At 40.1% G+C, this 14,832-nt stretch carries 9 protein-coding genes; 7 read left to right on the top strand and 2 right to left on the bottom strand.

Features of this window, described 5'->3' with window-relative positions; all coding sequences use genetic code 11:
• Nucleotides 1-4 precede the first annotated feature (4 nt).
• From lpxA to carB, 5 genes are read left to right on the top strand one after another with little or no spacing between them, the layout of a single operon-like run.
• Complete coding sequence (gene lpxA / locus NYG85_RS06150; RefSeq protein WP_284937616.1) at nt 5-793, top strand: acyl-ACP--UDP-N-acetylglucosamine O-acyltransferase; 789 nt, start codon at nt 5-7, stop codon at nt 791-793.
• Nucleotides 793-2,019 carry an ATP-dependent Clp protease ATP-binding subunit ClpX gene (gene clpX / locus NYG85_RS06145; protein ID WP_284937615.1) on the top strand — a complete coding sequence of 409 codons (1,227 nt, stop codon included), beginning with the start codon at nt 793-795 and terminating at the stop codon, nt 2,017-2,019. The genes lpxA and clpX overlap by 1 nt, the downstream gene beginning before the upstream one ends.
• A 9-nt stretch (nt 2,020-2,028) precedes the next feature.
• Nucleotides 2,029-3,069: a rod shape-determining protein gene (locus NYG85_RS06140; RefSeq protein WP_284937614.1), complete on the top strand. Its 1,041-nt coding sequence runs from the start codon at nt 2,029-2,031 to the stop codon at nt 3,067-3,069.
• Complete coding sequence (gene mreC, locus NYG85_RS06135) at nt 3,059-3,814, top strand: rod shape-determining protein MreC (RefSeq protein WP_284937613.1); 756 nt, start codon at nt 3,059-3,061, stop codon at nt 3,812-3,814. Before NYG85_RS06140 ends, mreC begins: the two co-directional genes overlap by 11 nt.
• Complete coding sequence (carB, locus tag NYG85_RS06130; protein ID WP_284937612.1) at nt 3,814-7,071, top strand: carbamoyl-phosphate synthase large subunit; 3,258 nt, start codon at nt 3,814-3,816, stop codon at nt 7,069-7,071. Before mreC ends, carB begins: the two co-directional genes overlap by 1 nt.
• A gap of 18 nt (nt 7,072-7,089) precedes the next feature.
• Here the strand turns inward: carB and NYG85_RS06125 are convergent, their stop codons facing one another.
• Together NYG85_RS06125 and NYG85_RS06120 are read right to left on the bottom strand one after the other, a co-directional pair.
• Entirely contained in the window at nt 7,090-7,812 is a 723-nt protein-coding gene (locus NYG85_RS06125; protein ID WP_284937687.1) for a HugZ family heme oxygenase, read from the bottom strand.
• 134 nt (nt 7,813-7,946) lie between these two features.
• Nucleotides 7,947-11,318 (bottom strand): S8 family serine peptidase, encoded by a 3,372-nt coding sequence (locus tag NYG85_RS06120; RefSeq protein WP_284937611.1) that lies wholly within the window; start codon nt 11,316-11,318, stop codon nt 7,947-7,949.
• Nucleotides 11,319-11,443: 125 nt separating this feature from the next.
• Between NYG85_RS06120 and pyrG the strand changes: the two genes are divergently transcribed.
• On the top strand, nt 11,444-13,075 hold the full coding sequence (gene pyrG, locus NYG85_RS06115; RefSeq protein ID WP_284937610.1) for a CTP synthase: 1,632 nt from the start codon (nt 11,444-11,446) through the stop codon (nt 13,073-13,075).
• Nucleotides 13,065-14,639, top strand: a complete 1,575-nt coding sequence (recJ, locus tag NYG85_RS06110; protein ID WP_284937686.1) for a single-stranded-DNA-specific exonuclease RecJ — start codon at nt 13,065-13,067, stop codon at nt 14,637-14,639. The genes pyrG and recJ overlap by 11 nt, the downstream gene beginning before the upstream one ends.
• Nucleotides 14,640-14,832: the final 193 nt, after the last annotated feature.

Here is a 14,832-nt window from a genome sequence, read left to right as displayed (position 1 = left end):
AAAAATGAGTAAAATTCACCACACTGCCGTTGTAGAAGACGGAGCGATTGTAGGCGATGAGTGTGAGATTGAGGCTTATGCTTTTGTTAGTAAGGATGCAGTTTTAGGCGATAATGTAAAAATCAAGCAGGGTGCAAGGGTGCTTGGCAAGACGCAAGTTGGCGAGAATTCACGCATTTTTAGCTACGCAATCGTAGGCGATATACCACAAGATATTAGCTACAAAGATGAAAGCGATACTGGCGTGATAATCGGCAAAAATGCCACGATCCGCGAATTTTGCACGATAAACTCAGGCACACACAAGGGCGACGGACTAACTCGTATCGGAGAAAATGCCTTTATTATGGCGTATTGCCACATCGCACACGACTGCATTTTAGGCGATAATATTATCCTTGCAAACAACGCCACGCTAGCTGGACACGTTGAGCTTGGCGATTACGCTGTTGTGGGCGGTCTTACGCCTATTCATCAGTTTGTAAAAGTCGGCGAAAGCTGTATGATAGCGGGTGCTTCTGCACTCAGTCAGGACGTCGTGCCGTTTTGCTTGGCTGAGGGCAATAGGGCTTATATTAGAAGTCTAAATTTAGTTGGAATTCGCCGTAGATTTGAAAAAGATGAGGTTGAAATTTTAGTTAAGGCTTATAAATTTCTGTTTAATCAGGGCATTAGCCTAAAAGAGCAAGCAAGTCTGCTTTTAGAGAGTACAGAAAATCAAAATGTAAAAAAAATGTGTGAATTTATCCTAGCGACAAAACGCGGAATTCCACTTTCAAAAGGACGAGATTAATGGCAAAAAAATGTAATTTTTGTGGAGAATTTGAGAGCAACGATAGGCGAATTTTATCAAACGAAGATGACAGCGTTTATATTTGCGAATACTGCGTAAATGCCGCTTACAACGTGCTTTACGGCGAAGAGAGCCAAGATGATTTTACCGAAATAACAAAAGAGCATAAAAATTTAACACCAAAAGAGCTAAAAGCCGTGCTTGATAGCTATGTTATCGGTCAGGATAGGGCTAAAAAGGTATTTAGCGTTGGCGTTTATAATCATTATAAGAGAATTTTTAAGCAGAGCGAGATAAAAGATGACACCGAAATTTCAAAGTCAAATATCTTGCTAGTTGGCCCAACTGGCAGTGGCAAAACGCTAATGGCACAGACTTTGGCAAAATTCCTTGATGTGCCGATTGCAATTTGTGATGCCACGAGCTTAACTGAGGCTGGGTATGTCGGAGAGGATGTTGAAAATATCTTAACTCGCCTTCTTCAAGCGGCAAACGGCGACGTAAAACGGGCAGAACAGGGCATTGTTTTTGTTGATGAGATAGATAAAATCGCTAGAATGAGTGAAAATCGCTCAATTACGCGTGATGTTAGTGGCGAGGGTGTGCAGCAAGCACTGCTTAAAATCATTGAGGGCAGTCTTGTAAATATCCCGCCAAAAGGTGGCAGAAAACACCCAAATCAGGACTTCATTCAGATTGATACGACAAATATTTTATTTGTTTGCGGTGGGGCATTTGACGGACTTATTGATATTATTGAACGCCGTATTGGCAAAAACGTGCTTGGCTTTAATCAAGAAAAACGCAACAAAAGTGAGCGTGAAAATTTACTAAATATGCTTGAACCTGATGACCTTGTGCATTTTGGGCTAATCCCTGAATTAATCGGACGCCTACACGTCGTGGCTACGCTAAATGAGATTACAAAAGATGATATGGTTAAAATTTTAACCGAGCCAAAAAACGCCATTTTAAAGCAATATCAAAAGTTATTTGCCATTGATGGGGCTAGTTTGAAATTTGATGATGAGGCGTTAAGCGAGATTGCAAGTCTAGCCATTGAGCGAAAGACCGGTGCTAGGGGACTTAGAAGCATTATGGAAGAGATTATGATTGACCTTATGTATGACCTGCCAGAGCTTTCTGGCTATGAGGTCATCATCTCAAAAGATGTCGTTAAAGGCGATGAAAAGCCGATTTTAATAAAACAAAACAAAAGTGCATAAAGGACAAAGATGATTTTAGACCAACTTATCGGATTTTTTTCAAGCGATATGGGTATAGATTTAGGCACGGCAAACACGCTCGTGCTTGTTAAAGATAAGGGCATTATTATTAACGAACCATCAGTCGTAGCAGTCCAGCGTGAAAGATACGGTGGTAAGCAAAAAATTCTAGCCGTAGGACACGCAGCCAAAGAGATGGTCGGCAAGACGCCAAGTGGCATTGATGCGATTCGCCCGATGAGAGACGGCGTGATTGCTGATTTTGATATGACTGAGAAGATGATTAGATATTTTATAGAAAAGACGCACAAAAGAAAGAGCTTTTTACGCCCTCGTATCATCATTTCTGTGCCTTATGGACTAACACAAGTTGAGCGAAAGGCAGTCAAGGAGAGTGCATTAAGCGCTGGTGCAAGAGAGGTGTTTTTGATTGAAGAGCCAATGGCAGCCGCAATTGGTGCAAATTTACCAATAACAGAATCACGCGGTAGCCTTGTTGTTGATATTGGTGGTGGCACTACCGAGATTGGCGTGGTTTCGCTTGGCGGTCTTGTTATCTCAAAGTCAATTAGAGTAGCTGGCGATAAGATGGACATTAGCATTGTAAATTACATAAAAGAGAAATACAACCTGCTAATTGGCGAGCGAACTGGCGAGGATATTAAGATAAATATCGGTTCAGCCGTGCCATTAGAGCGTGAGCTTAGCATTACCGTTAAGGGCAGGGATCAGATGACTGGTTTGCTTAGCCGTATTGAGCTAACCAGCGAGGACGTGCGTGAGGCTATGCGTGAGCCACTTAAAGAGATTGCTGACGCACTTAAAGCCGTGCTTGAAGTAATGCCACCAGATTTAGCAGCTGATATTGTTGAAAACGGCATTGTTTTAACTGGCGGCGGCGCTTTAATCCGTGGGCTTGATAAGTATCTAAGCGATATCGTAAAACTGCCAGTAAGCATAGCAGATGAGCCACTTTTAGCCGTTGCTCGTGGCACTGGTAAGGCGTTAGAAAAGGTAGAAGTACTTCAACAAATAACAAATGAAGACTAAAATTTTACTCTTTATCTTTGTGGCTTTTTTAGCTGTTATCTCAATCTATAAAAGCCCCTACGTTGGCGGTGTTGTCGTAAATTTTAGCAACGCCGTTGTAGGGAGCTATCTCTCATTTACAAAGGGGATAAAAGATGAGATTAATGAGCATTTTCGCCAAGCACAAGAGATAGAGAGTCTAAGAAAGCAAAACGCCGAGCTTGAACGCTCAGCCGTTTTGTTATCTACATTTGCAAATGAATTAAACGAAATTTTAAAAGATAAAAACTCAACCGCCTTTAATCCACAAATCACGCTCGTAAAAACCCTAGGCTACGCAAACATAAGCGATTATGGCAAAATTTACATAAGCGATTTTAAGGATTATAACCCAAATAAAATTTATGGATTAATCTATCAAGGCAAGACCGCTGGTATCGTAGTTTCAAAGGATTATCGCCCAATGGCTTTGCTTCAAAATGACCCAAAGAGCATATTTTCAGTTTATATCGGAGCCGATAAAATCCCGGGCATTGCTCACGGCAGTAAAAATGGTATGGTGATAAAATTTATCCCCCAGTGGCTAAGCCCAAAGGTCGGCGATGAGGTTTATACAAGCGGACTTGATGGGATATTTTTTGGTGGGGTTGGAGTTGGCAAGGTGGTTAAAATTTACGATGAAAGCTCATATCAAAGTGCCATAATTGAGCCTTATGTCAAGGTAAATATGCCTAGTTTTTTATATGTTGTAACAAAGGATAAGTAATGCCAAAAAGAGATGATATTAAAACCATTTTGTTGATAGGTTCAGGCCCTATCGTGATAGGTCAGGCGTGTGAATTTGACTACTCAGGCACACAGGCTGCTAAGACCCTAAAAGAGCTGGGTTATAGAGTGGTGCTTATAAACTCAAACCCAGCTACCATTATGACAGACCCTGATTTTGCCGACGCTACATACATTGAGCCGATTACAAAAGAGAGCATAAAAAGCATTATTGAGCGTGAGAAAGTTGATGCGATTTTGCCGACAATGGGCGGACAAGTCGCGCTAAACGTCGCTATGGAGCTTTATGAGCATAATATGCTTGGCAATGTGAAATTCCTAGGCGCAAACCCAGAGGCGATAAAAAAGGGCGAAGATAGGCAAATTTTTAAAGAGGCTATGAAAAAAATCGGTATGGATTTGCCAAAATCGGCTTACGCTTATAATTTTGATGAGGCGTTAAATGCAGCAAATGAGATAGGCTATCCGCTAATGATACGTGCCTCTTTTACGCTTGGCGGTGCTGGTAGTGGCGTGGCTTATAATATTGATGAGTTTAAGGATTTAGCGCAGCGTGGTCTTGAAGCCAGTCCGATACACGAAATTTTAATTGAAGAGAGCCTTCTTGGCTGGAAAGAATACGAAATGGAGGTTATTCGTGATAAAAACGATAACTGCATAATCGTATGCTCAATTGAAAATTTTGACCCAATGGGCGTTCATACAGGGGACAGCATCACAATTGCCCCAGCCCTAACGCTAACAGATAAAGAGTATCAAAATATGCGTGACGCAAGTTTTGCGATTTTGCGTGAGATCGGCGTTGATACGGGCGGTTCAAACGTCCAGTTTGCCATTGAGCCAAACACTGGCAGAATGATTGTCATTGAGATGAATCCACGCGTTTCTCGCAGTTCAGCCCTTGCAAGTAAGGCTACTGGCTATCCTATCGCCAAAGTCGCCACGCTTTTAGCCGTTGGTTTTAGCCTTGATGAGATTAAAAACGACATTACAGGCACACCAGCAAGTTTTGAGCCAGTGATTGATTATATCGTTACAAAAATTCCACGCTTTACGTTTGAGAAATTTGCTGGTGCTAACCCACATCTTGGCACAGCGATGAAGTCTGTTGGCGAAGTTATGGCGATTGGTAGGACGTTTAAAGAGAGTATCCAAAAGGCGCTTTGTAGTTTAGAGCGAGATTTGGGCGGATTTGACACGCTAAATTTAAGCCGCGATGAGCTAATTTACGGACTAAGACACGCAAACGAGAAGCGAATTTTAATGGTAGCACAGGCGTTTAGGGCTGGATTTAGCATTGATGAGGTTTATGAATTTAGCAGGATTGATAGGTATTTTTTAAATCAAATAAAAGAGATTGTGGAGTTTGAAAACCGCATTGATATGGATATTTTAAACGATGAAAATTTGCTAAGACTTGCTAAAACTATGGGCTTTTCGGATAAAAAAATCGCCCAGCTTATTGACTTAAAGGACAATTTAGAACTAAGTCAAAACGATATATTTTTTGCTAGAAACAAGCTTGGTATAAATTTAGAATACAGCGAGGTTGATACGTGTGCTGGGGAGTTTAAAGCACTTACGCCGTATCTTTATTCAAGCACAAATATCACAAAGCTACCGCAAAAAGATGAAATTTCAAACGAAAAAAAGGTGATGATAATTGGAGGTGGCCCAAACAGAATAGGGCAGGGCATTGAGTTTGATTACTGCTGTGTTCACGCTAGTTACGCACTTAGGGATTTGGGCGTGAAAACGATAATGTATAACTGCAACCCAGAAACCGTTTCGACAGATTACGACACGAGCGATATTTTGTACTTTGAGCCAATTGACTTTGAGCATTTACGCTCAGTCATTGATAAAGAGAAGCCAGACGGCGTTATCGTGCATTTTGGCGGTCAAACTCCGCTTAAATTTTCAAAACGCCTAAGCATTATAGGTGCAAAAATAATTGGCACAAGTGCAAGGACGATTGACATTGCAGAAGATAGAAAGAAATTTAGCGAATTTATAGATAAAATCGGCATTAAGCAGCCTAAAAATGACACCGCTACAAGCGAAGATGAAGCCATAAGAAAGGCAAATGAGATTGGCTATCCGGTGCTTGTTCGCCCTAGCTACGTGCTTGGCGGTCGTGCGATGAGGCGTGTGCATAGCGAGGCGGAGCTACGTGAATATATGAGCGAGGCGGTTAAGGTTAGCAATAACTCGCCAGTGTTGCTTGATAAATTTTTACAAGATGCGACCGAGCTTGATGTTGATGCGATAAGTGACGGCAAGGACGTTTATATCGGCGCGATAATGGAGCATATTGAAGAGGCTGGAATTCACTCGGGCGATAGCGCTTGTATTTTGCCACCTCAAAGCCTAAGTGATGAGATGATAAAAAAAGTGCGCACTCAAACTCGTGATATTGCCCTAAATTTGGGCGTTGTTGGGCTTTTAAATATCCAGTTTGCAATCTATGAAAACGAGCTTTATATGATTGAGGTTAATCCTCGTGCTAGTCGCACCGTGCCGTTTGTAAGCAAGGCAACTGGTATGCCAATCGCAAAGGTCGCAACTCGCGTAATGTGGCAGGGCAACTTGCGTGAGGCACTGAAATTTTACGATAAATACGGCGTTTTAACCGAAAGTGATGGAATTTTACTACCAAAAACGCCAAAGCACATAAGCGTAAAAGAGGCGGTTTTCCCATTTAATAAACTAACTGGTGCTGATTTAATACTTGGTCCAGAGATGAAATCAACTGGCGAAGTTATGGGCATTGCAAGTAGTTTTAACGTGGCGTTTGCTAAAAGCCAAATTGCTGCAAATAACACCCTGCCAAGCGGTGGCAACGTATTTATAACCCTAGCTGATGCCGATAAACCCCAAGGCATAAGCCTAGCAAGAGAGCTTAAAAATTTAGGATTTAATATCGTTGCAACAAGCGGAACGCATAAAATTTTAAAAGAAAACGGCATTGAAGCGGAGTTTGTCTATAAAATCAGCGAGGGTCGCCCAAACATTGAAGATAGGCTAAAAAACGGCGATATAGCACTCGTTATTAACACGAGTGATAGCAAATCAAACAGCGAGGACGGCAAGAAAATTCGCCAAAATATCTTGCGTTTTAAACTGCCATATTTTACAAACATAAGAAGTGCAAAAATCGCCGTAAGTGCGATAACATCGGCTCAAAACGGCGATGTGCTTAAAGTAAAATCACTCCAAGAATTTTTACAAGTTTAACCCCAAAATGGGGTTAAACTACCTCTTTTCGTGCGGATTATTTACTCGGTTTGCGTTTATGATTTTTAGCCCATTTGTGTCGTAAGCCGAGCCAAAACCTTTGACAAAACGCCCATTTTTAGGGCTTATTTTAACGATATGAAAGTCCTTCATATCTCTAATAAATTTTAGTGCCGATTCGTTTTTAAAGTTTGCCTCAAAAATATCTAAGTAGCTATCTTTTAAACTATCATCAACAAACTCGCAAACCGCATTAAAACTCGCTCTAACCCTTGCAAAAAGGCTCTTTGCTTCGTTTTCGTTTTGTATAAAAAGGATTGAAATTTTATCTGGATTTTGCCTGATTGCCTCGTAGTGAGCTGCCACTGATGATATGCAGATATAAAAATTATCATCTTGCCTGATAAATGGGGCGTAAGATGAGTTAGCAAAGCCATCTTTTATGCTTGAAATAATGAGTGTTTTAAAGCCGTTTATGAAGTCTAAAAGGCTCTTTTCTACCCCATTTTCATCTTTAATGCTCTCATAAAGTTCTATGATTGTATTTTTAAAACCATTATTATTTAGTTCAGCCTTTTTTAGAAAGGGTATAAAGGTGCTATTTTCATCACAACTAATGCTAACCCCGTCCTCATTTATATCATCTAGCCTTACATTTGTAGGATTATCCACCCCCGCAAATTTCTTACAAAATGCGACTAGAACGTCTTTGTGAGAGCTATTCATATGCTCTATTGCCATTTGTTTCAATTTATCTCCTTTGTGTAAAAATATTTTGAAATTGTAACAAAAAGAGCTTGAAATTTTGATAAAAGTTATAAATTTTATGCAGTTTTAATTGATATTGGTTTTTAATTTAAGGGGATAAATTCCCCTTAAAATTTATAGCCTAGCGTAGCAAAAATGCTTACGCTTTTTTGAGTTTTTGCTATTTCGTTTGCTAGGTTTAGCCTAAAAAATGCACCATTTTTAAAGTCAATTTGCGAGTTTAACCCAAGCGTTAAGAGATTTTTATTTAGCTCATATTTTTGTGTAAAATAGCTGTCATCAAAATCCTTAAAACGCACCTTTGTATCGTAGTTTGCACCGCTTAATCTACGCTCAAAAATAACAAATCCGCCAAGCTGTAAAATCGCATTTTCAAGCTCTTGTGTATGGTTTAAATTTACCCCAGTTCCAAGCAGGGTTGAGTGATGATTTATCGCTTCAAATTCCTTTGCAAAGACCGCACCGCTCTCGCTAAATGCGTTTTGGCGGATAAAATTGTAGCCAAAATAACCAAGTGGTAAGAGGCTAAAATCGCCAAACTCAAACGCCTTTGAAACGCCAAGTGTGGCAGTTAAAAATAGATTTTTGTATGAGCCATTTAGTTTGCTTGTGCCTAAAATTTCACGCTCAAAGTCATTTTTGCCGCCGCCAAGACTAACCCCGCTTAAAATTTTAAACGCTCCAGCATCAAGGACGTGATTTAGCCCAAAATTCACATAATTTGAGTTAAAATCAGCCAAATCATACTCATCTTTTGCCTTTTGATAGCTTAGGCTAAGTGCTAAATTTTGCCTATCATCTATGGCTGTTGCAAAGCCTAGATTAAAGCCGTAAGCACTGCCGTTTTCGCCGTTGTCGCCACGTGTTTTTTTGTAGCTTGGAGTTAGGTAAAATGCGTGGTTTTTGCTTGGCTCAATGCTGTCATTTAGCACCTTAAAACTCATCACATCATCGCTAATGCTTGCGATTTTTATTGGTTTGGCAAGGCTGTTTGCGGTTAAAATATTTGTGAAATTTTGCGGATTTAGGCTAAAAATCATATTGTTTTGAGCGTTAATTCTAGTTTGTGTGAGCCGATTTTGCGTGGCGTCTTGGCTTTTATCATCAGCTATGCTGTTTAAAATTTGCTCGCTTGCTGGTGTTTTTGTATCAAGAATTTTAAAAATTTCTTTGTATTCATCGCTTAGATTTGGCGAAATTCTAGCTTGATAAATCGCACTGCCGACATTGCTATTTGCGACTTCGTAGGCATCTTTTTTGATTTTAATTTCAGCGGTAATCTCGCTTGGATTTTCGGCTGGTTTTTCAGGTTTGTTTGGATTTGTAGGCGTGGTTGGTTTGCTTGGTGTTTCAGGTGTTGTCGGCTTTTCTGCTGGTTTTTCACTCGGATTTTCAGGCGGTGTTAAAGGCGGTTGTGTTTGGTCGTTTATGGTTGTTTTATCTTGTGCGATGATGAAATTTTTAATGTCAAAATCAACAGCACCATTGCTTAAAATCTCAACTCCACTAAATTTATCAAGGTGCGTTTTTAACTCGCCTAAATCTATCACGACCTTTTGATTTGCTGCGTAAAATTCGCCCAAAATCGGCTTATAAAGTAGCTTACCGCCCTCTATGAGATAGTTTTGTGCCTTTATTTTTGAGTTTGATTTGGTGTTAAAATTTAAGATTAAATTGCCATCATTTGTCTGTCGGTAATAGTTATTTATCGTTAATGTATCGGTGTTTAGGGCTTCTACAAAGCCACTATTTGTTAGACTTGCGTTTATTGTGCCGTTACCGCTAAATTTTGCGTTTTGGACGATGACATCGCTATCAAGACTGCCAGTTAGTATTAGCTCGCCGCCTCTTACGTAGGTCTTGCCCTTGTAGCTGTTGTTGCCACTAAGTGTTAGTGTGCCGTCGCCGATTTTATCTAGTCCTACATCTAAATCACGCAAAATTTTGCCGTATTTTTCATTTACCTCTGGCGAGTGAAGTGCGTCATCCCACTTCTTTTGACCTATGTCGTTTGAAAACGTGGCATCAAAGCCATTTGTGTCAATTGTGTAATTTGCAACGCCAACCCAACTTGGCATAAGGCGATTTGCATCAAGTGTGCCAAGTCCATTTAGTGCTTTTTTAGTGTCAATTATGCCTTGACCCATTACTTCGCTTGGCGTTAGGATTGATTTTTGCGCCTTTAAAATTTCTGTTATGTCTTTTTCGCTAAACCCAGCTTTTTGCAAGTCGCTTTTTATCTCATCTTCGCTTGGCAGGGCTGATACGCCTATATAGGCTATTCTATTTTCGCCGTATCCGTGCTTTCTAACTATAAATTTTGGTAGCTCGTAGTTGTTGTTTGCCGTTGATAAAAGCACATCGGCGATTTGTTTGCCATCTAAGAATGGGAATTTTTGCTGCACCAAAGCTGCCACGCCGCTAACAATAGCCGTAGCTTGGCTTGTGCCGTCATCTGCTTTAAATTGGGCAGTTCTATCTTTCATAACTTCATCATAGTTTCGCTTGTCTTCGCTATTTTTCCAAATACACGCACTTTTTTCTTCGCCACTTAAACTATCGCAATTTTTTGGTGTAAAATTTGAAAAAATATCCTTTTTGTCAAAAAACGCATTTGCGCCTAAAATTTTACCGCCCGGCGCCATAATTGAGAAATTTACGGCACCTTTAAAGGTGTTTGTTACATCTAAAATGCCGTTTTCAGCGATGATTGCCTTTTCGCCTTGCATTGTGATATGCTCGGTGTTTAAAGCACCAACGGCAATGTAGCTAAGTAACTCGTGGTCAAAATATGGCAAGAGTGCTGAAATTTCAGGATGATTTAGCCCTCTGTTGCCAGCTCCAAAGATATTTAAAACCTGATTATTTTTTGAAAGCCAGACTAAATTTCTAAGGTCGTTTTCATCGTTGTCGTTTTTATAAACATAGCCAGTATTTATCGCTTTTATCGCTTCATCTAGGCTTTTTGGCGAGAAAAAGTCAAAATTTTCGCCAAGCTTAATATTTATAGCCCTTGAATTGTTTATAATTTTAACCTCAGGGCGGTTGTTAAAATACTCTTTTAAGTTAATATCCGGCGAATAATAGCCCATTTTTGACTGCACGCCGTAAATTTTAGCCCCCACAGCCACGCCCTTTGGTTTATCATCGCCAAGGTCATTACCAGCGATAATGCTAGCTATATGTGTGCCGTGTGGATACCTAGCCCACCAGCCACTATCGCCTACTTTCTCATCATAAGGTGTGCCGTCAATGCTTAAAAATTTACCAGCTAAACTCTGATGAGATTTATTAAAATTCGTATCAACCACACCGATATTTACGCCGTTGCCATTGATATTAGGATTTTCACTCATCGCTTGTGGTAGTTTTATTAGCTCATAAGATTTTTTTGTGTTTGATAGGTAAGTTATCTCATTTGCTACATCAGCTCCAAGCAAAATTGTCGCACAAATCATTGAAAAAGTTAAAATTTTCATTGTTAAATCCCCTTTTATTTTTAATACTTTACTAATGATAGCATAATATAGTCAAAAAATAGTAATCTTTAAATTTAAAAAGGATATAATCCCAACATCTAAAAAATAAAAAACGAAGGCAAAAAATGTCAAAGCAGACTAAGTATATTTTTGTAACAGGTGGCGTTTTAAGCTCACTTGGTAAGGGCATAGCAGCGGCTAGTATCGGCACTTTGCTTAAAAATTCAGGGCTAAAAGTCAGCATTTTAAAGGCTGACCCATATATTAACGTTGATCCGGGCACGATGAGTCCGCTTGAACACGGCGAGGTTTTTGTTACCGATGACGGAGCTGAAACCGACCTTGATTTAGGGCATTATGAGCGATTTTTAGATGAGAGCCTAAGCCAAAATAACAATTTCACGACCGGCAGGGTTTATAGCACCGTGATTGAAAAGGAGCGTAGGGGCGATTATTTAGGCAAGACTATTCAGGTTATACCCCACATTGTTGGCGAGATTGTTGAGCGTATTAAAAGGGCTGGTGAGGGCAAGGATATCTTAATCGTTGAGATAGGTGGCACCGTTGGCGATATTGAGGGGTTGCCGTTTTTAGAGGCGATTAGGGCGTTAAGAGCGGAGGTCGGGCGTAAAAATGGTATGTTTATCCACCTAACACTTATCCCTTACATAAAGGTCGCTGGCGAGCTTAAAACAAAGCCTACTCAGCACAGCGTTGGCGAGTTAAGGCGTATTGGCATTAGCCCAGATATGATTATTTGTCGGTCTGAAATGCCACTAAATCGTGAGCTAAAAGACAAAATCGCCCTAAGTTGTGGTGTTGAGAAAAACTGCGTGATTGAGAGCGTAGATAGTGCTAGTATCTATCAAATTCCGCTTGCGTTTTTAAAGCAAGATATTTTAACGCCGATCGCTGAAATTTTAGAGCTTGGCGAGTTAAAGCCAGATATGAGCGTGTGGGATAGCTTGGTTAAGCGAATAATCGCCCCAACAGAAGCCACGACAATCGCCTTTGTCGGCAAATACATTGATCTAAAAGAGAGCTATAAAAGCCTAACTGAGAGCATTATACACGCTGGGGCAAACCTAGATGCTAGGGTAAATTTAAAGTGGGTGGATAGCGAGAAGGTTGATAGCGAGAATGTTGATGAAATTTTAAAGGATGTTGATGGCGTTTTAGTTGCTGGTGGCTTTGGAGAGCGTGGCGTGAGTGGCAAAATTTTAGCCATAAAATACGCAAGAGAGCACGACCTGCCGTATCTTGGAATTTGTCTTGGTATGCAGTTAGCTTTGATTGAGTTTGCAAGAAACGTGCTAAAAATAGAGGACGCAAACTCGGTTGAGTTTAACAAAGAGTGCAAAAATCCGATAATTTATCTAATTGACAGCTTCATTGACGCTCACGGCAAAGAGCAAATTAGAACACACAAAAGCCCACTTGGTGGCACGATGAGACTTGGCGCGTATGAGTGCGAGATAAAGCCAAAGACGCTTTTAGCACAAATTTATAACAACGCAAAAAGCGTAAAAGAACGCCATCGCCACCGCTTTGAGGCAAATCCAAAATACAAGCCAGATTACGAAAAGGCGGGATTAATCATTAGTGGCGAGAGCAAGGGGCTTGTTGAAGCCATTGAGCTAAAAGGGCATAAATTCTTTATCGGCGTGCAGTGCCACCCTGAATTTACCAGTCGCTTAACAAAGCCAAATCCGACAATTTTGGGCTTTATTAGTGCCTGCATTAAAAATGCTAAGTAAAGATGATATTAGGAATTTATTAGAGCTTAGATTTAGTAAAGATATTCACAAAAAGCTTTCTGAAATTCCTAAACCTTGTGCTTTAAAAGACATCTACAAGGGTGCAAATCGCATAAAAGATGCGATCGCCAAAGGCGAAAAGATAGTCATTGTCGGAGATTATGATGTTGATGGCGTTATCTCTTGTGTGATTATGTCTGAATTTTTTGATGAAATTGGCGTAAAAAACTACTCGGTAAGAATTCCAAACCGCTTTAAAGACGGCTACGGCTTAAACTCGGCTATCATTGATGAGTTTTTAGACGCAAATCTTATCATAACCGTTGATAACGGCATATCAGCACACGAAGCCGCCTTAATGTGTAAGGAGCGTGGGATTGATCTAATCATCACAGATCATCATATGCCACCAGCCATCCTGCCAGAGGCTTATGCGATAATTAATCCAAAACAAGATGATTGTTGCTTCCCAAATGTTGAAATTTGCGGTGCTCAGGTGGCTTGGTATGTCGTTGGTGCTTTAAAAGAGGTTTTAGAAATTCAGTTTGATATGTCAAAATTCTTAGAGCTTTTAGCCATTGCAATAATTGCTGATATGATGGAGCTTAGGGATATGAATAGAATCTTAGTCCGCTTAGGCATTAACCGCATAAATCAGTCAAAACGTGTCGCATTTTTAGCTATTAAAGACTTTTACGGCAAGGATAAATTTGAGTGCGATGATATCAGCTTTCTTATTGCTCCGCTTATCAATTCAGCTGGGCGAATGGATGACGCTACAAATTCCTACCGATTTTTACGCACCAAAAACATAAAAGAAGCATACGATTTTCTTGATATGATTGTTGAGTTTAACAACTCACGAAAAGAAGAGGAGCGGGTTTTATTTGAAAATTCCCTAAAAGATGTCAGCGATGATGAGCATATCATTGTCACGTGGGGGCAGGAGTGGCACGAGGGCGTTATTGGCATAGTCGCTAGTCGCCTTGCAAAGCACTTTAAAAAACCAGCTATCGTATTTAGCATAGACAAGGGCAGAGCAAAGGGTAGCGCTAGAAGCGTGGGTAAGATTGATATTTTATCGCTAATTGCAAAGCACCAGCACCTTTTAAGCAGTTTTGGCGGGCACAAGGGTGCGGCTGGTCTTGTGTGTGACCCGCTAAATTTAGAGCTGTTTAAAAGCGAGATAAACAAGAGCTGTTTTTTAATGGATTTGCATAAATTTAGCCCGAGCGATGACCTTTTAGGCGAGATAAATCCGCGTGAGATTGACTATGATTTGCTTGAAATTTTAGAGATTTTTGAGCCTTACGGACAAAAAAACCCACGCCCAGTTTTTAAGCTTGAAAATGTCCTAGTAAAAAATGAAAAGCTAATCGGCAAAGACCAAAATCACCTAAAACTAATCCTGCAAAAGGGCGATAAGACCCTTGAAGCCCTGTTTTTTAACCACACAAGGCACATAAAAGTCGGCGAAACGATAGATATAATTTTCTCAATCTCAAAAAATTCATTTCGTGGCTTAATCACCCCACAGCTTCTAATCAGAGAGCTTTTAGAGTAGCCATTTTGGCTACTTTCTCTTAATTTTTAAAATTTTTTCACAAATTCTCTCTAAACCCCTAAACGTTTTTTTTTTTTTTTGCCGATTTGGGTTTTAACAAGCAAAAAGCTTGAAATAAAACTTAAAAGGATACACAATGAGTTTTCGCATTAACACGAACGTAAATGCCCTAAACACCCACGCAAACGCAGTT

The sequence above is a fragment of the Campylobacter gastrosuis genome (assembly GCF_030249845.1).
Taxonomy (GTDB): domain Bacteria; phylum Campylobacterota; class Campylobacteria; order Campylobacterales; family Campylobacteraceae; genus Campylobacter_A; species Campylobacter_A gastrosuis.
This window is presented reverse-complemented; position numbering and strand designations above follow the sequence as displayed.

Bases quoted from the DNA above. Each gene is read 5' to 3' on its own strand.
- mreC (WP_284937613.1), top strand. From the start codon at position 3,059: ATGAAGACTAAAATTTTACTCTTTATCTTTGTGGCTTTTTTAGCTGTT.
- lpxA (WP_284937616.1), top strand. From the start codon at position 5: ATGAGTAAAATTCACCACACTGCCGTTGTAGAAGACGGAGCGATTGTA.
- NYG85_RS06120 (WP_284937611.1), bottom strand. From the start codon at position 11,318: ATGAAAATTTTAACTTTTTCAATGATTTGTGCGACAATTTTGCTTGGA.
- clpX (WP_284937615.1), top strand. From the start codon at position 793: ATGGCAAAAAAATGTAATTTTTGTGGAGAATTTGAGAGCAACGATAGG.
- NYG85_RS06140 (WP_284937614.1), top strand. From the start codon at position 2,029: ATGATTTTAGACCAACTTATCGGATTTTTTTCAAGCGATATGGGTATA.
- recJ (WP_284937686.1), top strand. From the start codon at position 13,065: ATGCTAAGTAAAGATGATATTAGGAATTTATTAGAGCTTAGATTTAGT.
- carB (WP_284937612.1), top strand. From the start codon at position 3,814: ATGCCAAAAAGAGATGATATTAAAACCATTTTGTTGATAGGTTCAGGC.
- pyrG (WP_284937610.1), top strand. From the start codon at position 11,444: ATGTCAAAGCAGACTAAGTATATTTTTGTAACAGGTGGCGTTTTAAGC.
- NYG85_RS06125 (WP_284937687.1), bottom strand. From the start codon at position 7,812: ATGGCAATAGAGCATATGAATAGCTCTCACAAAGACGTTCTAGTCGCA.